The 21701-nt window shown below is 71.5% G+C and carries 24 protein-coding genes and 1 tRNA gene; 9 read left to right on the forward strand and 16 right to left on the reverse strand.

Translation table 11 applies throughout. The features are described 5' to 3' along the window. Window positions 1-11: 11 nt before the first annotated feature. The 3 genes from AC0VYM_RS19760 to AC0VYM_RS19770 are packed head-to-tail and all read left to right on the forward strand — an operon-like array spanning window position 12 to window position 1795. On the forward strand, window positions 12-1034 hold the full coding sequence (locus AC0VYM_RS19760; protein WP_475454339.1) for a zinc-dependent alcohol dehydrogenase family protein: 1023 nt from the start codon (window positions 12-14) through the stop codon (window positions 1032-1034). Window positions 1035-1085: 51 nt separating this feature from the next. Beyond that, window positions 1086-1583 (forward strand): DUF2975 domain-containing protein, encoded by a 498-nt coding sequence (locus AC0VYM_RS19765; RefSeq protein ID WP_475454341.1) that lies wholly within the window; start codon window positions 1086-1088, stop codon window positions 1581-1583. Continuing rightward, window positions 1583-1795: a helix-turn-helix domain-containing protein gene (locus AC0VYM_RS19770; protein ID WP_475454343.1), complete on the forward strand. Its 213-nt coding sequence runs from the start codon at window positions 1583-1585 to the stop codon at window positions 1793-1795. The genes AC0VYM_RS19765 and AC0VYM_RS19770 overlap by 1 nt, the downstream gene beginning before the upstream one ends. Here AC0VYM_RS19770 and AC0VYM_RS19775 read toward each other — a convergent pair whose 3' ends face one another. Next, a complete protein-coding gene (locus AC0VYM_RS19775; RefSeq protein ID WP_049567886.1) occupies window positions 1796-2203 on the reverse strand; it encodes a RidA family protein in 408 nt (135 codons plus the stop codon). It abuts the gene before it with no gap. Between the two features lie 325 nt (window positions 2204-2528). Between AC0VYM_RS19775 and AC0VYM_RS19780 the strand changes: the two genes are divergently transcribed. Next, window positions 2529-2675: a hypothetical protein gene (locus tag AC0VYM_RS19780; protein ID WP_475454345.1), complete on the forward strand. Its 147-nt coding sequence runs from the start codon at window positions 2529-2531 to the stop codon at window positions 2673-2675. Between the two features lie 73 nt (window positions 2676-2748). Here AC0VYM_RS19780 and AC0VYM_RS19785 read toward each other — a convergent pair whose 3' ends face one another. Next, window positions 2749-3348 (reverse strand): TetR/AcrR family transcriptional regulator, encoded by a 600-nt coding sequence (locus tag AC0VYM_RS19785; RefSeq protein WP_475454347.1) that lies wholly within the window; start codon window positions 3346-3348, stop codon window positions 2749-2751. Window positions 3349-3423: 75 nt separating this feature from the next. Between AC0VYM_RS19785 and AC0VYM_RS19790 the strand changes: the two genes are divergently transcribed. Continuing rightward, entirely contained in the window at window positions 3424-4857 is a 1434-nt protein-coding gene (locus tag AC0VYM_RS19790) for an MFS transporter (RefSeq protein ID WP_475454349.1), read from the forward strand. 88 nt (window positions 4858-4945) lie between these two features. Here the strand turns inward: AC0VYM_RS19790 and AC0VYM_RS19795 are convergent. After that, a tRNA-Pro gene (locus AC0VYM_RS19795) sits at window positions 4946-5019 on the reverse strand. Between the two features lie 244 nt (window positions 5020-5263). On the opposite strand from AC0VYM_RS19795, the gene AC0VYM_RS19800 reads away from it, so the two are divergent. Beyond that, window positions 5264-6202: a helix-turn-helix domain-containing protein gene (locus AC0VYM_RS19800; RefSeq protein ID WP_475454351.1), complete on the forward strand. Its 939-nt coding sequence runs from the start codon at window positions 5264-5266 to the stop codon at window positions 6200-6202. Further along, window positions 6199-6744 (forward strand): dihydrofolate reductase family protein, encoded by a 546-nt coding sequence (locus AC0VYM_RS19805; protein ID WP_475454353.1) that lies wholly within the window; start codon window positions 6199-6201, stop codon window positions 6742-6744. Before AC0VYM_RS19800 ends, AC0VYM_RS19805 begins: the two co-directional genes overlap by 4 nt. Before the next feature lie 33 nt (window positions 6745-6777). Here AC0VYM_RS19805 and AC0VYM_RS19810 read toward each other — a convergent pair whose 3' ends face one another. Continuing rightward, window positions 6778-7272, reverse strand: coding sequence for a 2-thiouracil desulfurase family protein (locus AC0VYM_RS19810; RefSeq protein ID WP_475454355.1), 495 nt, complete (start codon window positions 7270-7272; stop codon window positions 6778-6780). 98 nt (window positions 7273-7370) lie between these two features. Here AC0VYM_RS19810 and AC0VYM_RS19815 point away from each other — a divergent pair, with 98 nt between their 5' ends. Further along, entirely contained in the window at window positions 7371-8819 is a 1449-nt protein-coding gene (locus AC0VYM_RS19815) for an MFS transporter (protein WP_475454357.1), read from the forward strand. A gap of 63 nt (window positions 8820-8882) precedes the next feature. Here the strand turns inward: AC0VYM_RS19815 and AC0VYM_RS19820 are convergent, their stop codons facing one another. Then, the gene (locus tag AC0VYM_RS19820; protein WP_475454359.1) at window positions 8883-9176 is read right to left on the reverse strand and encodes an AbrB/MazE/SpoVT family DNA-binding domain-containing protein; all 294 of its coding nucleotides are present in this window, start codon (window positions 9174-9176) and stop codon (window positions 8883-8885) included. Window positions 9177-9310: 134 nt separating this feature from the next. Between AC0VYM_RS19820 and AC0VYM_RS19825 the strand changes: the two genes are divergently transcribed. Next, entirely contained in the window at window positions 9311-10489 is a 1179-nt protein-coding gene (locus tag AC0VYM_RS19825) for a DUF418 domain-containing protein (RefSeq protein ID WP_475454361.1), read from the forward strand. An 80-nt stretch (window positions 10490-10569) separates the two neighbouring features. On the opposite strand, the gene der is transcribed toward AC0VYM_RS19825, so the two are convergent. The 11 genes from der to AC0VYM_RS19880 all read right to left on the reverse strand — a co-directional run bounded on the left by der (window position 10570) and on the right by AC0VYM_RS19880 (window position 21671). Next, the gene (gene der / locus AC0VYM_RS19830; RefSeq protein WP_475463123.1) at window positions 10570-12006 is read right to left on the reverse strand and encodes a ribosome biogenesis GTPase Der; all 1437 of its coding nucleotides are present in this window, start codon (window positions 12004-12006) and stop codon (window positions 10570-10572) included. A 222-nt stretch (window positions 12007-12228) separates the two neighbouring features. After that, complete coding sequence (gene cmk, locus AC0VYM_RS19835) at window positions 12229-12918, reverse strand: (d)CMP kinase (protein ID WP_475454363.1); 690 nt, start codon at window positions 12916-12918, stop codon at window positions 12229-12231. A gap of 107 nt (window positions 12919-13025) precedes the next feature. Then, a complete protein-coding gene (locus tag AC0VYM_RS19840) occupies window positions 13026-14168 on the reverse strand; it encodes a prephenate dehydrogenase (protein ID WP_475454365.1) in 1143 nt (380 codons plus the stop codon). Window positions 14169-14295: 127 nt separating this feature from the next. Then, window positions 14296-14658 (reverse strand): chorismate mutase, encoded by a 363-nt coding sequence (gene aroH, locus AC0VYM_RS19845; protein WP_475454367.1) that lies wholly within the window; start codon window positions 14656-14658, stop codon window positions 14296-14298. A gap of 115 nt (window positions 14659-14773) precedes the next feature. Further along, window positions 14774-16750, reverse strand: coding sequence for a pseudouridine synthase (locus tag AC0VYM_RS19850; RefSeq protein ID WP_475454369.1), 1977 nt, complete (start codon window positions 16748-16750; stop codon window positions 14774-14776). After that, complete coding sequence (gene scpB / locus AC0VYM_RS19855) at window positions 16737-17327, reverse strand: SMC-Scp complex subunit ScpB (protein WP_475454371.1); 591 nt, start codon at window positions 17325-17327, stop codon at window positions 16737-16739. The genes AC0VYM_RS19850 and scpB overlap by 14 nt, the downstream gene beginning before the upstream one ends. Further along, window positions 17327-18190: a segregation and condensation protein A gene (locus tag AC0VYM_RS19860; RefSeq protein WP_475454373.1), complete on the reverse strand. Its 864-nt coding sequence runs from the start codon at window positions 18188-18190 to the stop codon at window positions 17327-17329. The genes scpB and AC0VYM_RS19860 overlap by 1 nt, the downstream gene beginning before the upstream one ends. A 122-nt stretch (window positions 18191-18312) precedes the next feature. Then, window positions 18313-18714: a hypothetical protein gene (locus tag AC0VYM_RS19865; protein WP_475454375.1), complete on the reverse strand. Its 402-nt coding sequence runs from the start codon at window positions 18712-18714 to the stop codon at window positions 18313-18315. After that, complete coding sequence (locus AC0VYM_RS19870) at window positions 18711-19670, reverse strand: ParA family protein (protein ID WP_475454377.1); 960 nt, start codon at window positions 19668-19670, stop codon at window positions 18711-18713. The genes AC0VYM_RS19865 and AC0VYM_RS19870 overlap by 4 nt, the downstream gene beginning before the upstream one ends. A 290-nt stretch (window positions 19671-19960) precedes the next feature. Then, window positions 19961-20980, reverse strand: coding sequence for a site-specific tyrosine recombinase XerD (locus tag AC0VYM_RS19875; protein WP_475463125.1), 1020 nt, complete (start codon window positions 20978-20980; stop codon window positions 19961-19963). Window positions 20981-21002: 22 nt separating this feature from the next. Continuing rightward, window positions 21003-21671: an NUDIX domain-containing protein gene (locus AC0VYM_RS19880; protein ID WP_475454379.1), complete on the reverse strand. Its 669-nt coding sequence runs from the start codon at window positions 21669-21671 to the stop codon at window positions 21003-21005. Window positions 21672-21701: the final 30 nt, after the last annotated feature.

Here is a 21701-nt window from a genome sequence, read left to right on the forward strand (position 1 = left end):
TGGGAGTGGCCATGCGAGCCGTAGTGATGCACGGACCCGGCGACGTCCGGGTCGAGGAAGTCCGGGAACCGGCGATCATCGAGCCGACCGACGCCGTCATCCGGGTCACCGCCGCATGCGTCTGCGGATCGGACCTGTGGCCCTACCGAGGCGTCGAACAGCAAGACGGGCCCACCCGCATGGGCCACGAGTACATCGGCGTGGTGGAGCAGGTCGGGCCCGCGGTGCGGGACATCCGGGTGGGCGACTTCGTCGTCGGTTCGTTCGTGGCCTCCGACAACACCTGCGAGATCTGCCAGGCGGGCTTCCAATCGCGCTGCGTCCACCAGGTGATGATGGGCTCCATCGGCACCCAGGCGGACTACGCCCGCGTTCCGCTGGCCGACGGCACCCTGGTCAGGGTGCCGGGGGAACCCACTCCGGAACAGACCCGCGGCCTGCTGGCCGCCTCCGACGTGCTGGGCACCGGCTGGTTCGGCGCGGTCGCGGCCGAGGCGGGACCGGGCCGCAGCGTCGCGGTGGTGGGTGACGGCGCCGTCGGCCTGTCGGCGGTCCTGGCCGCGAGCCGCCTCGGCGCGGAGCGGATCATCGCGGTGTCGCGCCACGCCGACCGCCAGGCGCTGGCCCGGCGGTTCGGCGCCACCGACATCGTGGAGGAGCGGGGCCGGGCGGGGGCCGAGAGGGTGCGGGAGCTCACCGGCGGCCTGGGGGCCCACTCGACGGTCGAGGCGGTCGGCACCCAGGAGTCCATGGAGCAGGCCATCCACTCCACGCGGCCGGGCGGGCACGTCGGCTACGTCGGAGTGGCCCACGGGGTCGAACTCGACGGCATGGACCTGTTCTTCTCCACCGTGAGCCTGCTCGGCGGCCCCGCCCCGGTGCGGCGGTTCCTGCCCGACCTGGTCGAGCTGATCATGACGGACCAGATCGACCCCGGGGCGGTCTTCGACCTCACCCTCCCGATCGAGGAGGCGGCGGAGGCGTACCGGGCCATGGACGAGCGCCGGGCCACCAAGGTGATGCTCACCCTCTGAGAGCAAGCGGGGCCTATTGACTATCGATAGCTATCTATCGATAATCGATCTATGCACCGCTACCTCACCCTCATCCTGCGCGCCGCGATCCTCGTGGCCGTCCTGGTCGGCCTCTTCGGGCAGATCGTCGTCATCCCCGGGGCCATCGCGGACGAGGCCGCCTACTTCCCGTCGTACGAGAGGATCGTCGTTCCGTACACGGTCCTGGGCATCCTCGGCGTCGCCTGCGTCCAGGTCGCGCTGGTCGCCACATGGAAGCTGCTCGGCATGCTGCGCCGCGACGCGCTCTTCGACCCCGGCGCCTTCCTGTGGGTGGACGTCATCATCGGCGCCAGCCTCGTGGCGACGCTGCTCTCCGCCGGGGTCGCGGCGCACCTGGTCGTGACCGACATGCCGTTCGCCAACGGCGCCATGGAGGCGGTCGCCGCACTCGGCGCCGCCTCCCTGGCCACCGCCGTGGGCGCCGCGTTCGCCATGCTGGTCGTCCTGATGCGCGGCCTCCTGCGCAAGGCGACCCACCTCCAGACCGAGATGGCCGGGGTGGTCTGATGGCGATCATCGTCGACCTCGACGTCCAGCTCGCCCGGAGCGGCATGTCGGTCGGGGAGTTCGCGGAGGCCGTCGGGATCACCCCCGCCAACGTGGCCGTCCTGAAGAACGGCCGCGCCAAGGCGGTGCGGTTCACCACCCTGGACGCGATCTGCCGCGTACTGGACTGCCAGCCCGGCGACGTCCTGCGCCGGGTCCCCGACGAGGACTGATCACTCGCGCACGGCGGCCACGGCCTCGATCTCCACGAGCTGGTCGTCGTAGCCCAGGACGGTGACGCCCATGAGCGTGCTGGGCACGTCGTGCTCCCCGAAGGCGTCCCGGACCACCTCCCAGGCGGCGACCAGGTCGTCCTGGGAGGTGGAGGCGACGAGCACCCGGGTGTTGACCACGTCCGTGAGCTCGGCACCCGCCTCGGCCAGGGCGGTCCGCAGGTTGGCCACGCACACGGCCGCCTGCCCCGCGTAGTCGCCCACCGCGGCGGTGGAGCCGTCCTCGTTGAGCGGGCACGATCCTGCGGGGAAGATCAGGCGCACCCCCGACGGCACGGTCGCCGCGTAGGCGTACTCGGCGGCGTCGGAGAGGGCGGCGGAACGGATGAGGGTGACTGCACTGTTCAAGAAGGGTCTCCAATGGGAAGCGTCGAACCCCCGGAACCCTAGCGTCGGAGAGGGACGCCGACCATCGATTTTCATGTTCACCGCCCGAACCCGCGCATCCCGACTCCTTGGAACGAAGCAAGGGTGCAACCGATAGTGACGACATCGACGCGTTCGGGAGTTCCGGGATGACCACGATCACCCTCGACCACGCCACCAAGGGCCACGAGCTGTCGCACGCGCGCTCCCGGGCCACGCCGCGCGCAACGACGTCACCGCCCAGGTCCCGCCCGAGCCGCCCCACCGCCATATCTCCGAGGTCCCGCACATCGACGCCGACGGACGGGTGCGCGAGACGCCGATGTCCGTCCTGGGCGGCCTGGCGGACTCGGTGAAGGGGCACACGGCCGACCTCTTCTCCCCCGGGGCCGACGCCCTGAGCGACCACGCCATGAACGCCTACGTCACCCACCTCGACGCCGCCGCCCGCTGAGGACACGCGTCCGGACTGACCCCAGAGCAGCTGGACACCCTCCACCAGAGCCACCCTCGGGTGTGCGCGCCCGTCAGGTGCCGTCGGGAGTCGGCGGCGTCTCGATGAGGGCCCGCAACGCCGGTTCGAGCACACGCTCGATCTCGGCCTGGTCGACACCGGCGATAGCCGGCACCTTCAGCAGGTACCGGGAGATGGCGACCCCGAGGGTGCAGGCGTTCAGCACGGCCGCGCGCAGTTCGGCGTCGTCGCCGCCCATCAGGTCCGCGACCGCGGCCTGGGCCGGCGCCACGACCTCGTCACGCAGGATCCGCCCCGCCAGGGGGTGTGTCAGGGAGCTGCGCAACAGGGCCTCCGAGCCCGCCCGGCGATCGGGGTCCTCGAAGCCCGCGAACAGGTGCGACGCCGCCGCCTTCGCCAGGTCGTCGGGCGTCTCCACGGCGCCCGGCGGATCGAAGCCCACCTTGGCGGCGGCTCCGAAGAGCTGCTCCTTGTTGCCGTAGAGCTGCATCACCAGTGCGGGATCGACGCCCGCGTCAGTGGCGATGCTCCGGATCGTCGTGCGCTCGAATCCGTGTTCGGCGAACTGCCTCCGCGCGGCCGCGAGGACCGCCGCTTCGGTGCGCTTCCGCCGTTCCGCGCGCGACAACCGCGCCGAGTCTGCCTCCGCCATGGGTTTCACTCTACACGCATTGACCGAAATGAACTTTCGCTCTACGTTCGTTGAGTGAACGAGAGGAAGACGATGATGAGTGACACAAGCCCGGCACCACGCCGGGAGAAGCGGCGCGGGTCGGGGCGGCGGCGGTGGTGGGCCCTGACGGTGCTGGCCGTCAGTCAGCTGCTGATCGTGGTCGACGCGACGATCGTGAACGTCGCGCTGGCGGCGATCCGCGACGACCTGGGGTTCGCGGCACACGACCTCCAGTGGGTGATCACCGCCTACACACTGGCATTCGGCGGACTCCTGGTGCTCGGTGGCCGCCTGGCCGACCGTTTCGGACGCCGACGGATGTTCGTCGTCGGTTCGCTGGTCTTCGCCGTCGCGTCGCTCCTGGGCGGATGGGCGGAGACGTCGGTGGTGCTGGTGGCGGCCCGCGCCGCGCAGGGTGTCGGCGCCGCGGTGATGGCTCCGGCGGCACTGGCCCTGCTGATGGCGGTCTTTCCCGTCGGTCGCGAACGAACGATGGCGCTGGGCGTGTGGGCGGGCGTGACCGCGGGGGGCACGGCGCTCGGCCTGATCCTCGGCGGCGTGCTGACACAGGCCCTCTCCTGGCCCTGGGTGTTCTGGATCAACGTCCCGGTCGCGGCCGCCGCGGTCGCGCTGGCCGTCGCCGTGCTGCCCGCCGGACGGGGCGAGCGCGGCGAGGGGATGGACGTGGCGGGCGCCGTCACCGTGACGGGCGGCCTGATCGCCCTGGTCTACGGCCTGGTCCGCTCCACCGAGGCCGGATGGACGTCACCTGGCACACTCGGGGCGCTCGGGGCGGCGCTGGTCCTCCTCGTGGCCTTCGGCGTGCTCCAGGCGCGCGGCGCCCACCCGCTCGTGCCCCCGCGCCTGATGCGGATCCGCGGCGTCTGGGGAGCCGACGTGATCGGGCTGATCTTCGGGGTCGCCATCTACGCGCTGTTCTTCTTCCTCAGCCTCTTCCTCGCCACCGCCCTCGAGTACGGCCCCGTCAGTGTCGGCCTGGCGTTCCTGCCGATGACCGTCGCGATCGCGATCGCGGCACGGTTGGCGGGAGGACCACTGGCCGCCGTCCGACCCGACCGGCTCGCCGTCACGGGCTCGCTGCTCGTGGCCGCCGGGCTCGCGGTGCTCACCCGGGTCGGGCCCGACGCGGGCTACGCGGACACCGTCCTCCCCGGCGTCGTGCTGGCCGGGTTCGGGCTGGGCCTGGCGTTCGTACCGCTGACCACGGCGGCGGTCTCCTCCGCTGACCCCTCGGACAGCGGGATCGCGTCGGCCCTGTTCAACGCCGGTCAGCAGCTCGGTGGGGCCATCGGCCTCGCGGTCCTCACCACGGCCAGCGCCACCAGGACGGCTCGGCTCGTGTCCGAGGGAGAGTCGGCGACGGCCGCGGCCACCGCCGGGTGGAGCCTCGGGTTCGCCATCGGCGCCGCGACCGCCCTCACCGGGGCCGTCATCGCCGCGATCACGCTCCGCCCCCCGAAGGTGTGAACGCCCACCACGACCCCCGCCTGGGAACGCCCCCCGGACATGACGAAGCCCTGGTGAGAACTTCCTGTCTCACCAGGGCTTTCCTTTGTCGGGACGGCGGGATTTGAACCCACGACCCCTTGACCCCCAGTCAAGTGCGCTACCAAACTGCGCTACGTCCCGGCCGCTGGGCGGCGCCGTCTCCGGCGTCGCCAACGGGGAAGACTCTATCGCATCTCCCGGGGGGTTCGCACCACGATGCGTGCCCCCTCGGGGCTCCGGTGGGCGGCCGGCCCAGGCGACCGCGCCGGTTCGACGAGGAGCGCGTCGCCCCGGCCGCGACGCCGCCGTCGACGCCCAGGGCGCGGGCGGACACTGCGCAAGAACGGTCAAGCGGAGACGAGGGCCCCCGGAACATACTGGTCACATGACCGAACCCACCACCGGACGGGACCGCCTGCGGGAACTGCTCGACGCGGTCCTGGACGAGGACAACACCCGGCTGAGCGAGATGGCCGGGCAGGCGCACGCCTCACCGTTCCACTTCAGCCGCCAGCTGACCCGGGACACCGGTGAGTCACCGGTGGCTCTGCGCCGGAGGGTCCTGATGGAACGGGCCGCCTGGCGGATCGGTCAGGGCTGCAGCGTCACCGACGCCGCCTTCGAGGCCGGGTACTCCTCCGTGGAGGGGTTCACCCGCGCCTTCGCACGGGCGTTCGGCCATCCTCCGAGCGCCACCACGGCGGGCAGCGGCCGCTGGCTGCCCGCACCGAACGGCGTCCACTTCCACCCACCGCTCCACCTGTGGGTGGAGGAGAACCCGAGGAACCGCCCCAGCATGGACGTGACAGCGCTCCAGACCCACCACGACGTGGACGACACCGACCGGCTGATCCGGCTCGCCGCCGATCTGCCCGAGGAGGAGTACCGCCGGGTCCGGGACACCCGGACCGTCCTGTCCTGGGACGGACCCGAGGGTTCCATCGCCGCGACCCTGGGCCACCTGGTGGGCACCAAGGAGTCGTGGCTCGCCTCCATCGCGGGCGCGGACACACCCGAACACGGCGCCGACGACCCGGAGTCACTGCGGGTCAGGCACGCGGAGGCGGGGGCGCGGTGGATCGCCGCGGTCACCGACATCGGTCGGCGGGACGCCTGGGGCGACCGGCTGATCGACGCCCTGTGCGACCCGCCGGAGAGCTTCCTCCTCGGCGGGGTGGTGGCGCACGTGCTCACCTACTCCGCGTACCGCAGGCTGAACGTCCGGCACATGCTGCGCGAGGCGGGGGTGGAGGTCGACCAGGGCGACCCCCTGGAGTGGTTGCCGGAACGCTACGAATCAAGGAAACGGGGAGACACAGCATGAGGACCGTGTACGAGACCGCCACGAGTCTGGACGGGTTCATCGCCGACCAGGACAACTCTCTGGACTGGCTGTTCGCCGTGGAGGGCGCACAGGAGGGAGAGGCGATCGACGAGACCGCCGAGTTCATCAGGAACGCCGGGGCGATCGTCATGGGGGCGACCACCTACGAGTGGATCCAGGAGTACGAGGGGCACAAGCCCTGGCCGTACGAGGCGCCCACCTGGGTGCTCACCCACCGGGAGCTCCCCCGGATCGAGGGCGACCTGCGTTTCACCAGCGCAGACACCGACCAGGAGCTGCGGGACCTGCACGCCGAGATGGTGCGGGTCGCGGACGGCCATGACGTGTGGGTGGTCGGCGGTGGACGGATCGCCGCGAACCTCGCCCGGCTGGGCCTGTTGGACGAGGTGTCGGTGTCCGTGGCCCCGGTGAGCCTGGGCGGCGGCGCGCCCCTGCTGGACGGACGGGTCCAGCTGCGCCCGCTGGAGGTCAAGCCGGTGGGGGCCTTCGCCTGTCTGCGCTACGCGGTGGTCAAGGACTGACCCGAGGGGGCCACGGGGGGTTCCCCGTGGCCCTCAGGCCTCCAGGTCGCGCAGGTGCTCGGCCGCCCGCGCGACCTGGTCCTCGTTGAACACCGCCACCCCGTTCTCACGGAGCAGGTACGCGGTCACGCCCTCACCGGACACCCTGCGCCCCTCGAAGGCCCCGTCGTACACCTCGCGCGTCCCACACGAGGGGCTGGACTCCTTGAGCAGTGCCACCGCCACTCCGTGCGCACGTGCGAAGGACAGGGCCGCCCGCGCACCCGCGACGAAGTACTCGGTCACGTCCGCGCCCTCCGGGGTGCGGATACGGGCCCGGCCGGCGAGCACGTCGGCGGCGTCCGCGCCGGGCTCGATCTCGGCGGGCGGCCTGGGGACCGGGAGTCCCCCGGCGACCTCCGGGCAGTGCACGACCAGGCGCCCCTCCTCCCGCCAGCGGGTGACCGTGTCGTCCCCCACCGGTTTGGCCCTACCGTCGTAACGGACCCTGCGCCCCATCAGACAGGCGCTGACCAGCACTTTGCGCATGGTGCCACGCTACCGTCGGCCGACAGGTACGCCTCCCACGCTTTCACCACCCCAAGTGTTTATCTATGTACTTCAGGTGATTTCACCGAGGGGGAGACGTGAGCGAACAACCGGCCCAGCCGACCCTGAAGACGGAGCGCGGGACCACCCGCAAGGCCGTCGTCGCGGCCGCGATCGGCAACGCGACCGAGTGGTACGACTTCGGTGTCTACAGCTACCTCGCCGTGACGATCGGCCTGGTCTTCTACCCGTCGCAGTCCGGCGGGGTACAGCTCATCGCCACCTTCACCACCTTCGCGGCGGCCTTCCTCGTCCGTCCGCTCGGCGGCGTGTTCTTCGGCCCGCTCGGCGACCGGATCGGCCGCAAGCGCGTCCTGGCCGCCACCATGCTGCTCATGGCGGTCAGCACCTTCTCGATCGGCCTCATCCCGTCCGCCGCGACCATCGGCATCGCCGCGCCGATCCTGCTCCTGCTCGCCCGTATGCTCCAGGGCTTCTCCACGGGCGGTGAGTACGGCGGCGCCACGACGTTCATCGCGGAGTACGCCCCCGACAAGCGACGGGGGTTCCTCTCGTCGTGGCTGGAGTTCGGCACCGTCAGCGGCTACGTGGGCGGCGCGGCCATCGTCACCGTGATGACCCTGCTGCTGGGCCCCGACACCATGCAGGCCTGGGGATGGCGCATCCCGTTCCTGCTCGCGCTGCCGCTGGGCGCCATCGGTCTCTACCTGCGAGTGAAGCTGGAGGAGACCCCGGTCTACAACGAGAACACCGACGGTTTCGCCAAGGACGAGGAGGGCGAGCGCCGCAAGGGCCAGCTCAAGGAGACGATCGTGGGCCAGTGGCACGCCATCGTGCTCTGCATCGGCCTGGTCATGGTGTTCAACGTCAACAACTACATGGTGACCGCGTACATGCCCACGTACCTGGAGGCGGTGCTGGGGTACGGTTCGACCCTGGCCCTGGTGGTGACCCTGGGCGCCATGGTGTTCATGCTGGCCAGCGTGACCCTGTTCGGATTCATGAGCGACCGGGTGGGCCGCAAGCCGGTCCTGATGTCCGGGTGCGTCTTCGGGCTCGTGCTGTCCCTGCCCGCCTTCTGGCTCCTGCAACAGGGCAACGCGTGGACGGCGGCCCTGGGTGTGCTGGTCCTGGCCGTCACCCTGGTGCACTTCTCCGGCGCGGGCCCCGCATCGCTCCCGGCTTTCTTCCCGACCAAGGTCCGCTACGGCGCCCTGGCCATCAGCTTCAACGTCTCGGTGGCGCTGTTCGGCGGTACCACCCCGCTGATCTCCGAGTCGCTGGTGCAGGCCACGGGGAACCCGTACTCCCCCGCCTGGCTGGTGATGGGGGCCAGCGTCATCGGTCTGGTCGTGGTGTGGCGGATGAAGGAGAGCGCGGGGAAGCCGCTGCCCGGCGCCCCGGCCATCCCGGTGCCCGAACCCGGCCCGGGTTCCTCCGGGCACCTGCCCTACCCGAGGCGGAGCGGCGAGTCCGGTTCGGGCATCCGGGGCAGCAACGTCCGCCGTCTGCCGACGGACACCTGAGCGGACTGTCCGCGCACACGACGGAGGGGGCGTTCCGTACGGAACGCCCCCTCCGTCGTGTGTCTAGGAGTCTGAACCGGAACCGGCCGCGGCGTCCCCGTCGTCGTCCACCTGGTCCTGGATCGCGGACATCAGGAGGGAGGAGGCCTCCAGGTTGCCCATGAGCCGGTCGACCGTCATGAGGGCCAGACCCTGCTGGGGGTCGCCCAGGACGAGGAGCTTGTCCCCGGGGGAGATCCCGAGGTCGCGGCGGGCCTTAGCGGGCAACGAGATCTGGCCGCGTTCGCTGACCGTCACCGCACCGTAGAAACCCCGGCCGCCGGGCCCGTAGGGCGCGCCGTCCGCCTTTTCGGCCACCTGGCCACCACCTTCTGCGCACGTTTCACACAGCGTATCAAGCGGATCATGCACGCCCCAACGATGACACCTTGACATGTTCTGCATGATTTACATGTACTAACATGTATGCCGTACCCGACTGAGGAGGAGCCGTGACCCCAACCGCGTCGCGAGCGCTCGCCCCCGACCTGGCCAGGGGCACCATGCTGCTGGCCATCGCCTTCGCCCACGCCCCGCTGTTCGTCCTCGCCGTCGACCACGGACCGGCGCTGGCCAACGGACTCTCGCTCGCCTTCCACGACCTGTTCGTCAACAACACCGCCCGCCCCATGTTCGCCTTCCTCTTCGGCTACGCCCTCGTGCAGACGCTGAACCAGAGGACCGGGCGCGGTGACGAGCCCGCCGACGTCCGCGCCATGCTGCGCCGCCGGGGCCTGTGGCTGATGGTCTTCGGCCTGGTCCACCTGCTGCTGGTGCCCATCGACATCCTGGCCGCCTACGGCCTCGCGTCACTGCTGCTCGTGGGTCTGCTCAGGGCGCGTGACCGCACCCTGCTGCGGCTCGGCGCCCTCAGCCTGCTCCCCGGCACACTGCTTTCCGCAGTACCGATGCTCCTCGCCCTGGGGCGAGGGGTGACCACCTTCGATGTGGGGACGCTGGCCACTCCCGTCGGAGCCGACCTCGCCGCCCAGTACGTCCAGCGGCTGCCCGCCGCGCCGTTCGGGCTCGTGGTCGGAACGGTCCTGGTGGTCCCCGGTGTGATCGCGGGGATGTGGGCGGCCCGACGCGGGCTGCTGGACGACCCCGGGAGCCACCGCGCGTTCCTGGTCCGGGCCGTGGTGGTGACCACGGCGGTCTCCGCCCTGGGGGCCCTGCCGTCGATCCTCGCCCAGACCGGGCTGTGGACACCCGCCTCGACGGCCTCGGTGTGGGGTACCGCGCTCCTCCAGCCGCTCACCGGCTACTTCGGTGGCTTCGGCCTGGTCGGGGCCATCGCGCTGGTGTCCCTCCGGGCCGCCCGCTCCCAGGGACCGGTCACCACCGCCGTGGCCGCCCTGGGACAGCGCTCGATGACCTTCTACCTGGTCCAGAGCGTGGTGTTCGTGGCGGTCTTCTCACCGGTCGCCCTCGGCCTGCAGGACCGCACGGGGCTCGCCGCGTCCCTGGGCGTGGCCGCCCTGACCTGGCTGGTGTCGTTGGTCGCCGCCGACCTCATGCGCCGCCGGGGCCATCGGGGCCCGGCGGAGCGGCTGCTCCGCCGCCTGGTCGGCCCGGTCCGCCCCGGGGCCGTCTCCGAGCCGGACCGGCGGGACCCGTCCCCCGCCCCATAGGCACGCACGATGAGGGGGCGTCCCGTACGGAACGCCCCCTCATCGTGTTTTCTCGAACCCTGCGGTGGCCGGGGCCGCCGTCAGCGGCGACCGCCGCCGCGCGGCTTGCGGTCCGGACGCACACTGCCCTTGGAGGCGCGGCCCGGGGTCCCGTTCTTCTTCTCCCGGATACGCATACTGATGTGCACCGGGGTCCCCTCGAAACCGAAGTCCTCGCGCAGACGGCGCTCGATGAACCGGCGGTAGTTCTCCTCGAGGAAACCGGTCGTGAACAGGATGAAGTGCGGCGGACGCGCACCGGCCTGCGTCGCGAACAGGATCTTGGGCTGCTTGCCGCCGCGCACCGGCGGCGGGGTGGCCGCCACCAGCTCCTTGAGCCAGTTGTTGAGCTGACCCGTGGAGATGCGCTGGTTCCACCCGGCCAGGCTGGTCTCGATCGCCGGAACCAGACGCTCCATGTGGCGGCCGGTCATCGCGGAGATGTTCACCCGGGGGGCCCAGGAGACCCGCGCCAGCTGGCGGTCGATCTCCTTCTCCAGGTACGTGCGGCGCTCCTCGTCGAGGATGTCCCACTTGTTGAACGCCAGGACCAGACCGCGACCGGCCTCCACGACCTGTTCCACGACCCGGATGTCCTGCTCGGCCAGCGGCTCGCTGACGTCCATCAGCACCACGGCCACCTCGGCCCGCTCCAGAGCGCTGCCGGTGCGCATCGTCGCGTAGTAGTCGGCGCCCTGGAGCGCACGGAACCGGCGGCGGATGCCGGCGGTGTCGATGAACTTCCAGGTCTGGCCGCCCAGCTCGATCAGCTCGTCGACGGCGTCACGGGTGGTACCCGCGACCGAGTCCACGACCACGCGGTCCTCACCGGCGAGCCGGTTGAGCAGGCTGGACTTGCCCACGTTCGGGCGGCCCAGCAGGGCGATGCGGGACGGACCGTCCTCGTCGTCCTCGGCGTCGCCCACGGGGGTCTCGGGGAAGGCCTCCACGATGGCGTCCAGCATGTCGCCGGTACCGCGACCGTGCAGGGCGCTGATCGGGAACGGCTGGCCCACACCCAGGTTCCACAGGTCGAGCGCGTCGGCCTCCTGCTGCCCGCCGTCCACCTTGTTGGCGGCCAGCACCACGGGCTTCTTGGTGGCGCGCAGGACCCGCGTCACGGCGGCGTCGGCGTCGGTGATGCCCACGGTCGCGTCGACCACGAACAGGATGACGTCGGCGGTCTGCGCGGCGTACTCGGCCTGCCGGGCGACCATCGCGGCCAGCCCGCTGACGCTGGTCTCCCAGCCGCCGGTGTCCACCAGCGTGAAGCGGTGGTTCTGCCACTCGGCGTCGTAGGCCACCCGGTCACGGGTCACGCCCGGGACGTCCTCCACGACCGCCTCACGGCGGCCGATGATCCGGTTGACCAGGCTTGACTTGCCGACGTTGGGTCGGCCGACCACGGCGACGACGGGCAGTGCCGCCTCCTCGCCCTCGGGCCCCTCGCCCACGTCGGACACGTCGAACTCACTCATGTACTCGTACTCCCGGTTCCAGGTCCTCACGCGCCCAGGATGCGTGCCGCGAGGATGTCGAAGGATTCGACGCGATCGCCACGTGAATCACCCACGGGCGCCGCTGCGGGCGCCCGTGTCCTGCCACGGGGGGCAACCCCCGTGGATGTTCGTGTGTTCCCCCTGACGGGGGTGGTGTGGCCGGTCTCTCCCCGGCCTCCCGCCGTCTCCGGCGGGTCCGCGCTAGCTGTCGCGGGCCTCGTCGGCCAGCTTGACGACCAGGGCGACGACCTCGTCGAGGCTGAGGCCGGTGGTGTCGAGCTCGGTGGCGTCGGCGGTCTGCGTCAGCGGCGAGTGGGCCCGGCTGGAGTCGAGCTTGTCCCGGCGGGCCAGGTCGGCCTGGGTCGCCGCGACGTCGACGGTCCGGACCTCCTTGCTGCGCCGCTGCGCGCGCGCCTCGGCGCTGGCGGTCAGGAACAGCTTGACGGGAGCGTCGGGGGCGACGACCGTCGTGATGTCACGGCCCTCCACCACGATACCGGCGCTCTCCACGCGGGCGGTCTCGATGACCTCGCGCTGGGTCCGCACCAGCAGCTCACGGGCCTCGGGCACGGCCGAGACGGCGCTGACGCTGGTGGTGACCTCCTTGCTGCGGATCTCGGCGGCCACGTCACGACCGTCCACCGTCACGGAGGGGGCGGACGGGTCGGTGCCCATCGAGATGACCGGGCGCTCGACGTTGGCGGCCACCGCGGCGGCGTCCTCGACGTCCACGCCGTTGTCCAGCATCCACCAGGTCAGGGCCCGGTACATGGCTCCGGTGTCGAGGTAGCGCAGCTCCCGCGCCTTGGCGACACCCCTGGCCGTGCTCGACTTGCCCGACCCGGAGGGACCGTCGATGGCGATGACGATGCCCTTGCCCTGCGCACTCACTGCTGCTGACTCCCGAGATCACTGTGCCTGCGTCGGCGTCTGCTGTCGCCGACGCCTCAGCCTACCTTCGCGCCGACACGCCCGGCACCATGTGCCCGGGGGCGGGGTCACAGGCCGGGGTGCACCGACCAGCCGTCGGCCGACAGCTCGCCGGCCAACGTGTCCACGGCCTCCGGGAGCACGTACAGCTCGGCCACGCCCAGCGGCAGGCCGGGGCTGTGCTCGATCCGCACGTCCTCGATGTTCACTCCGACGGTGGCGGCGGCCGCGAACAGGCGGCCCAGGGCACCGGGTGCGTCCGGGATGACCACGGGGATCACGGTGTACTCCGGGCGGCGGACGGTCCCGTGCTTGCCGGGGATCCGGGCCTGCCCCGAACGCCCGCGCGCCAACAGGTCGCGAACGGGTTCCAGGCCGTCCCGGGAGGTGGCTCCGTGCCCGGTACCGCTCCAGGACCGCAGGGCGTCGGCGGCGGCGGTCAGGTCCCGGGCGACCCCGTGCAGCACCTCCGCGACCGGACCCGCGTTGTGGGTGAGGATCTCCTCCCACATCACCGGGTCCCCTCCGGCGATCCGCGTGACGTCGCGCACCCCCTGACCCGCCAGGGTCAGCGCGTCCCCGTCACCGGAGAGCAGCCGGGCGGCCACCGCGGCGGCGGCCACGTGCGGGGTGTGCGAGACCAGGGCCACCGCGCGGTCGTGCGCGCGGGCGTCCAGCACCAGCGGGTCCGCGCCGCACATGCGGGCCAGACCGGCCACCGCCTCGACGGAACCGTGGTCGGCCTCCGGGGTGGGGCAGAGCGCCCAGGACCGGCCGAGGAACAGGTCGGCGCGGGCGGCGCCGGGACCGTGCTTCTCACGGCCGCCCATGGGGTGGCCGGGCACGAAGGTCGCCATGTCGCAGCCGAGCCGCTCGGCGCCCTCCAGCACACTCGTCTTCACACTGGCCGCGTCGGTGTACACCTGGGCCAGTTTGCGCTGCTGGACGTCGCGCAGCACCTCCGGGACCACGGCGGGCGGAGCGGCGATCACCGCGACGTCCACAGGGGAACCGTCCCCGGCCTCCGTCAGCGGGCGCCCGGCGCCGAGGTCACAGGCCAGGCGGAGGGAGGCGGGGTCGGGGTCGCTGAGCGTGACGTCCACGTCGCGGGCGCGCAGGGCCAGGGCGATCGACGTTCCGATCAGTCCGGTCCCGACCACCGTGACCCGACGCGGCTCCGTCCGGCCCGTCCCGGCCGCTTCCTCGCCCACAGCACTCCCCCGAGTCACCGTGCCCACGCCTGTCGCGGGCACGGTCCCAGGGTACGACCTCCTGACCTGGCCTCCCGCCGTGATCGCGGCGAGGGGCCCGGACGGGCGGCGATGACGCCGCGGTCGGCTACTGGGCGATGTCCAGGCGCAGTGCCTGGGCGCCGCGCAGGTAGACGTGCTGGACCTCGGCGCGCGGGAGGTCGGTCTCCACATGGGCCATCAGCCGCACCACGCGCGGCAGGGCGCCGGGGACGTCGATCTCGGACGCGCACATCAGCGGGACGTCCGTGAAACCGACACCCCGCGCCGCCAGCGCGGGGAACTCACTGGTCAGATCCGGAGTGGCCGTGAACAGCACGCTGATCACGTCGTCGGTGGTGAGCCCGTTGCGCCGCATCACCTCGGAGACCAGTTCGGTCGTGGCCTCCAGCACCTGCTCGCGTTCGTCCGCGTCGACCTGCACCGCACCGCGAATGGCCCGTACCGCCACGTTCGATCCCGCTTTCGTCCTCGTCGGTGGTGCCGTCGCCCGGGGAAGACAGGAGACGGCGGCCGCTCCCCGAGTGGGGCGCGACCGCCGTCAACTGTATCGACAGACCTCCGGGTCAGAGACCGGCGGCCTTGTAGAGTTCGCCGACCTCACGCGAGCTGAGCGCGCGCATGGTGCCCAGACGCAGGGTGTTGAGGTCGATCGGACCGACCTGGGTGCGGGCCAGGTCCGCGACCGGGTGGCCCACCGCCTCCATGAGGCGACGCACGATGTGCTTGCGCCCCTCGTGCAGACGGATCTCCACCATGGCCTGGGTGTCGTCGTTGTCGACCACGCGGAAGGAGTCGACCTGGACCGGTCCGTCCTCCAGCTCCACACCCTTCTGGATCTCGCGCACCACGCGGTGCGGAACCGGGCCCGGCACCTTCGCGATGTAGGTCTTGACGACCTTGTAACGCGGGTGCGTGAGGCGGTTGGCCAGGTCACCGTCGTTGGTCAGCAGGATGAGACCCTCGGTCTCGGTGTCCAGCCGACCCACGTGGAAGATGCGCTCGTCGGTCTGGCCGGCGTAGTCGGCCAGGGTCGGGCGACCCTCCGGGTCCCACATGGTGCTGACCACGCCGCGCGGCTTGTTCAGCGCGAAGTACAGCTTGTCCGGGGCGGTGACCACGCGCATGCCGTCGACACGGATCTCCGAGGCCTCGGGGTCGACCCGGGCGCCGAAGCGCTTGACGATCTGGCCGTCGACGCTGACCCGACCGGCCGCGATCATCTCCTCGCTGGCCCGACGACTGGCGACACCGGCCGCGGCCAGCGCCTTCTGGAGCCGGATGCCGTCGGGGACGTCCGTGTAGGTGTCACGGGAGTCACCCTCGTGGCGGTCCTCGTCGCGCGGGTTGAAGTCCGCGCGCAGGGCCTGGAGACGCTCGCGCGCCGCCTTGGAGAGCTGGCTCTCGCTCTTGACGTCACGGACGGGCTCGTGGTCGCGGCGGGCCGGACGCTGGTCCGGGTCACGGCGTGCCCGGTCGTCACGGCCCTGGGGACGGCCGCCGCGGTTGTCGTCACGGCGCTGGTAGCCGCCGCGCTTGTCGTCACGGCCCTGGAGGCGGCGCCCCTGGGCGTCACGGCGGGGACGCTCCTCGCGGAAGCCGCCGCGCTTGTCGTCACGGGCGCCCTGGTAGCCACCGCGCCGGTCGTCACGGTTGCGATCGTCGCGGTTGCGGTCGTCGCGACGGGGACGGTCGTCCCGGTCGAAACGGCCGCCACGGCTGTCGCCACGGTTCTGGAAACCACCGCGCCGGTCGTCACGGTTGCGGTCGTCACGGCGGGGACGGTCGTCCCGACCCTGCGGACGGCCACCACGGTTGTCGTCACGACGGTCGAAGGAACGGCCCCCACGGTCGTCGCGACCCTGGTAGCCACCACGTCGGTCGTCGCGGTCGAAGCGACCGCCACGGTTGTCGTCGCGTCCGCGCTCGTCACGGCGGGGACGGTCGTCCCGACCCTGCGGACGGCCACCGCGGCTGTCGTCACGGCGGTCGAAGGAGCGACCACCACGGTCGTCGCGACCCTGGTACCCACCACGTCGGTCGTCGCGACCCTGGTAACCACCACGGCTGTCGTCACGGCGGTCGTAGGAGCGACCCCCGCGGTCGTCGCGGTTCTGGTTGCCGCCGCGCCGGTCGTCGCGGTCGAAGCGACCGCCACGGTTGTCGTCGCGACGGTCGTAGGAGCGACCACCACGGTCGTCGCGACCCTGGTAGCCGCCACGGCTGTCGTCACGGCGGGGACGGTCGTCCCGGCCCTGGTAGCCGCCACGGCTGTCTTCGCGACGGGGACGGTCGTCCCGGCCCTGGTAGCCGCCACGGCTGTCGTCACGGCGGGGACGGTCGTCCCGGCCCTGGTAGCCGCCACGGTTGTCATCACGACGGGGACGGTCGTCCCGGTCGTAGCGTCCGCCGCCACGGCGGTCGTTCCCGCCTCGGTCGTCGCGGGGGCCTCGGCCGCCGCGGTTGTCATAGTCGCCGCGCTCACCGCGCGGGGCGTGTCCGTCCCGCTCACCACGGGAACGTTCTCTGTTAGGTGTGCTCACCGGTGTCGTCAAGACCTTCGATGTCGTCGGGGAGGAACGGCGCCAGATCAGGCAGCTCGTCCAGGCCACGCAGGCCCAGCCGTTCCAGGAAATAGGAAGTGGTCCGATACAGCAGCGCACCGGACTCGGAATCGTGTCCGGCCTCTTCGATCAGGCCCCTCAGTACGAGGGTACGCATAACCCCGTCGCAGTTGACCCCGCGCACGGCGGAGACCCTGCCACGTGAGACCGGCTGGCGGTAGGCGACGACGGCCATCGTCTCCAGTGCGGCCTGCGTGAGCCGCACCTCCTGCCCCTCCCTGAGGAAGTGCTCGACGATGTCGGCGCACTCGGGGCGCGTGTACACACGCCACCCCTCGGCCACCGCCCGTAGGTCGAAACCACGCCCCTGTTCGGTGTATTCCCGGGAGAGCTCCTCCAGGGTGCGGGTCACCAGCTCCAACGGTACGTCCATGGCACGGGCCAGGTCGTACTCGGACACCGGCTGGTCGACCACCATCAGCACCGCCTCCAGGTCGCGGCGCAGGCCCGGGGGTGCGGAGAGGTCCTCCGCCTCGGCGGTGTGCTCTGCGGTCATCACTGCTCCCCCGGTGTCGTCTCGGCGGTCGGTGCCGCGTCGTCGTAGTCGGACTCCAGCTCGACGTCCTCGTCGCCGCCGGTCCAGGTCACGGTCAGCTCCCCCAGCGGAACGGGCTGGTCGAAGCCCACGTTCGCGGCCCGGTAGAGCTCCAGCAGGGCCAGGAACCGGGCGACGACCTCGAAGGTACCGTCGCACTCGGCCGTCAGCTGGGCGAACGTCAGCTGGCCGTGCTCACGGAGTTCGGCCACCATCAGCTCACCCTGCTCCTTGACGGAGGTCTTGGTCAGGTGGATGTGGGTGACCGAGACGCTCGGCGGCTCCCTCGGCGTGAACACCAGCCCCGCCAGGGCCGCGAACTCCTCCGGGCCGAGCCTGAACAGCACGTCCGGGCGCATCCCCGCGAACCGTTCCTCCAGCGGCACCGCCCGCGCGTACCTGCGGCCCTGCGTGGCCAGGCGTTCGCGCATGAAGGAGGCGACCTCCTTGTAGGCACGGTACTGGAGCAGCCGGGCGAACAGCAGGTCGCGCGCCTCCAGCAGCGCCAGGTCCGCCTCGTCCTCCACGTCGCCGCGCGGCAGCAGACGTGCGGCCTTGAGGTCGAGCAGGGTGGCCGCGACCAGCAGGAAGTTGCTGGCCTGGTCCAGGTCCCAGTCGTCGCCGAACCTGCGGATGTGCGCGATGAACTCGTCGGTGACCTTCGACAGCGACACCTCGGTGATGTCCAGCTTGTGCTTGGAGATCAGCCCGAGGAGCAGGTCGAAGGGGCCCTCGAAGTTGTCCAGGTGCACCTGGAAGGCGTTCTCGTCGACCTCGTCGGCGCCCTCCGCCCCCGGCGGCGCGCCCTCCTGGTCAGTCACCATGACGGGTCCACGTCTTCTCGCTCATGACACAAGGGTGTCACCGGCTGGGACCCGCCGGTGACACCCTCACCTCCCGGTCCCCGGACTCTCCGTCCGCTCCCCCGGCGGTCGGCCCGGAGACGTCAGTCCTCGGTCAGCCGGCGTACCAGCATGCTGCTGGAACCGTGCTCCTCGAAGTCGGCGAGCAGCACGGCGACGGCCTCGCGCACGAGGCGGCCGCGGTCGGCCGACAACCCGTGCTCCGCGCGCAGCGAGAGCCGGGTCTGCTCCAGGGCCAGCAGCTCCGGCCCGGAGACGTAGACGGTGATCTTCTCGTCGTGGCGTTGGCGCCCGCTCGGCTTCGGAGCGCGGCGTACCTTGCTCCGCCCCCTGCCGTTCGACTTGCGCGCGGGCCGCTCCGACGAGGCCTCGGTGGTGCTCTGTCGATCCTGTTCCGGTACCTGGTACTGGCGTTCGGTCTCGACCGGTTCCTCTTCGGGACCGGAGGGGCGGAAGAACAGCTCGTCCGCCCCGGGTAGCGTCACACGTCGTGACCGCTGAGAGGCCACCTCGCCAGCACCTCCTTGGCCAGCGACCGGTAGGCGTTGGCCCCGGCCGAGGACGAGTCGAACCTGGTGATGGGCTCGCCCGCCACGGTGGCGTCCGGGAAGCGCACGGTGCGGTTGATGACCGTGCCGTACACCTTGTCGCCGAAGCCGTCCACGATCGTGGACAGCACCTCGCGGGCGTGCAGGGTGCGCGGGTCGTACATGGTGCCGAGGAAGCCGTCGATGACGAGGTCCTCGTTCAGGCGCTCCTGCACCTTCTGGATGGTGTCCATCAGCAGGGCCACACCGCGCAGCGCGAAGAACTCGCACTCCAGCGGCACGATGACCCCGTCCGCCGCGGTCAGCGCGTTGACGGTCAGCAGGCCCAGCGACGGCTGGCAGTCGATGAGGATGACGTCGTAGTCGTTGATGACCGGGCGCAGCGCGCGTCCCAGCATCTGCTCACGGGCCACCTCCCCGACCAGCTGCACCTCGGCGGCCGACAGGTCGATGTTGCTCGGAATGAGGTCCAGACCGTCGATGTCCGTCTTGAGCAGGACGTCCTCGACCGTCACGTCACGCTGCATGAGCAGGTTGTAGACGGTCAGGTCCAGCTCGCGCGGGTCCAGTCGGCCCAGGCCCACCGACAGCGCGCCCTGCGGGTCGAAGTCGACCAGCAGTACCCGCCTGCCGAACTCCGCGATGGCGGCACCGAGGTTGATGGTGGTGGTGGTCTTACCGACCCCACCCTTCTGGTTACAGAGTGCTACAATCCGTGCCGGACCGTGTTCGTCGAGCGGTGCTGGCTCCGGATATGTACGCACGGGTCTCTTGGTGTGCAGATCCGCCCCCGTGTTGCGTGTCGTCCCCCACGGGTTGCTCACCGGATCGGCGAAGCCCTCCTCGCCGACGGGTGCGGTGTTCGCCGCCTCGCCGTTCTCCGACCAGTTCACAACCCTTGACCTCCCCTACGGACCGGCCACGGCCCGATGGGACTCTTGACGTCTCCCACGACTGGCCGCCGTCGGAAACTCAATATGTCGACAGCAACGTACCTCTGTGCGGCGACTCTAGAACGACGACACGGCGCACTTCAACATGATCCGACCAGGATTCCCCACCCTCTGCAACCGGGAGGAACCGCACGCTCGTACCCATTTCTCTCGTAGGAGAAGGGTACACACGACACACGTCGGACTCGTCCCGAACGCCTGCGGCCTCCCCCGCGAGCGGCGCCCGCGCCTCACCCCCGGCCCCCCGGTTCCGGCCCGCGCCGCGCCCTCGGGTGGCTGGAGGCGTACACCTCACGCAGCCGCTCCACGGTCACCAGGGTGTACACCTGCGTGGTGGTGACCGAACTGTGCCCCAGCAGCTCCTGCACCACACGGATGTCCGCGCCGCCGTCGATCAGGTGGGTCGCGAAGGAGTGCCTCAGGGTGTGCGGCGACACACCCTCGACCCCGGCCCGCTCCGCCACCGCCGACAGCAGCACCCACCCGCCCTGCCGGGTCAGCCGACCACCCCGCGTGTTCAGGAACAGCGCCGGGCCGCCCCGACCGGAAGCGGCCAGAACCGGCCGCACCAGCGTCAGGTAACCGGACAGGGCACGTCGCGCGTACGAACCCAGCGGCACCAGGCGTTCCTTCCCGCCCTTGCCCCGAAACCGCACGAGGCCGACCGACCCGTTCGCGTCCACCGCCTCCGCGACGTCGTCCACGTCCAGACCCACCGCCTCCGACACCCGCGCACCCGTGCCGTACAGCACCTCCAACAGGGCGCGGTCGCGCTGGGCCAGGAGGTCGGCCCGCGCGTCGGAGGCCGGAGCCGCCACCGGACCGGCCGCGTCCAGCAACCGTTCCACCTGGTCCAGGGGCACGGCCTTGGGCAGGCGCATGGGCGGCGACGGCGGCGCGACCTCGACAGCCGGGTCGGTGCCGGCCCACCCCTCACGCACCGCGAACCGGTGCAGCCCCCGCACGGCGGCCAGCGTCCGCCCGGCGGAGGAGGCGCTCAACGGGGCGTGGGCGTCGTCGCCGTCGCGCAGGGCCGCCAGGAACGCGCCGACGTGCCCGGGGGTCGCCCCGGCGAGGTCGGTGACACCCTGTCCGTCCAGGTACTCGACGTAGCGCCACAGGTCACGGCGGTAGGCCAGCAGGGTGTTGTCAGCCAGGGCCCGCTCGGCGCTCAGGTGGTCCAGGAAGGCGGCGCGGACCCGGCCCAGGGGGCCCTCATCGAGCTCGGACCGGCCCGGTCCCTCCTCCACTGCGTCCGTTCCCACCCGCGGCTCAGTCGTCCGAGGCCGCGAGCAGGGAGGCGAACCCGTCCTGGGACGCGGTGTGGGCGGCGAGGATCCCGATGACCGTCGCCCCGTTGTGCAGTCGGCCCTCCATCACGGCGCGCACCGCCTCCGGCAGCGGCAGCCACGCGCTGGCCAGGTCGGTCTCCTCGTGTTCGCGCACGAAGTCGATCTCCTCCTCCGGCACCTCGGTGAGGTCGCGGGCGAGGAAGACGTGGATGCGCTCGTTGGAGAAACCCGTGCTGGGGTAGAAGTCGGGGAGTCTGTGCCAGGTGGCGGCGCGCAGCGAGGCCTCCTCCACCAGCTCACGGCGGGCGGTGGCCAGCGGCCCCTCACCGTCACCGTCGATCAGACCGGCGGGCAGTTCCCAGAGCGTGTGCAGGGTGGGGTGCCGGTACTGGCGTTGCAGGAGCACCCGCCCCCGGTCGTCGAGGGCGACGATCGCGGAGGCGCCCGGGTGGTCCATGTAGTCGCGGGCCGCCACCGTCCGGCCCTGACCGTGGGCGCCGGGCATCTCCACCCAGTCCGTGCGCATCGAGCACTTGGCGCCCCGGTACCGCTCCTCGGACCGCTCCACCGGCCACGACTCGGGGGCGTCCGCCACCTTCGCGAACGCCCCCGTCGTCTCGTCCTCGACCGGGCGGGTGTGGTTGGCCATGCGGCCCCTCTCAGGCTCGGGCCCCACCCG

Source organism: Nocardiopsis sp. iso_237, assembly GCF_056173345.1.

Coding starts and splice junctions, on each gene's coding strand:
- AC0VYM_RS19770 (WP_475454343.1), top strand. CDS start 1,583: ATGGCGATCATCGTCGACCTCGACGTCCAGCTCGCCCGGAGCGGCATG.
- AC0VYM_RS19805 (WP_475454353.1), top strand. CDS start 6,199: ATGAGGACCGTGTACGAGACCGCCACGAGTCTGGACGGGTTCATCGCC.
- AC0VYM_RS19860 (WP_475454373.1), bottom strand. CDS start 18,190: ATGGTGACTGACCAGGAGGGCGCGCCGCCGGGGGCGGAGGGCGCCGAC.
- AC0VYM_RS19800 (WP_475454351.1), top strand. CDS start 5,264: ATGACCGAACCCACCACCGGACGGGACCGCCTGCGGGAACTGCTCGAC.
- AC0VYM_RS19810 (WP_475454355.1), bottom strand. CDS start 7,272: ATGCGCAAAGTGCTGGTCAGCGCCTGTCTGATGGGGCGCAGGGTCCGT.
- der (WP_475463123.1), bottom strand. CDS start 12,006: ATGAGTGAGTTCGACGTGTCCGACGTGGGCGAGGGGCCCGAGGGCGAG.
- scpB (WP_475454371.1), bottom strand. CDS start 17,327: ATGACCGCAGAGCACACCGCCGAGGCGGAGGACCTCTCCGCACCCCCG.
- AC0VYM_RS19765 (WP_475454341.1), top strand. CDS start 1,086: ATGCACCGCTACCTCACCCTCATCCTGCGCGCCGCGATCCTCGTGGCC.
- AC0VYM_RS19760 (WP_475454339.1), top strand. CDS start 12: ATGCGAGCCGTAGTGATGCACGGACCCGGCGACGTCCGGGTCGAGGAA.
- AC0VYM_RS19785 (WP_475454347.1), bottom strand. CDS start 3,348: ATGGCGGAGGCAGACTCGGCGCGGTTGTCGCGCGCGGAACGGCGGAAG.
- AC0VYM_RS19790 (WP_475454349.1), top strand. CDS start 3,424: ATGAGTGACACAAGCCCGGCACCACGCCGGGAGAAGCGGCGCGGGTCG.
- AC0VYM_RS19880 (WP_475454379.1), bottom strand. CDS start 21,671: ATGGCCAACCACACCCGCCCGGTCGAGGACGAGACGACGGGGGCGTTC.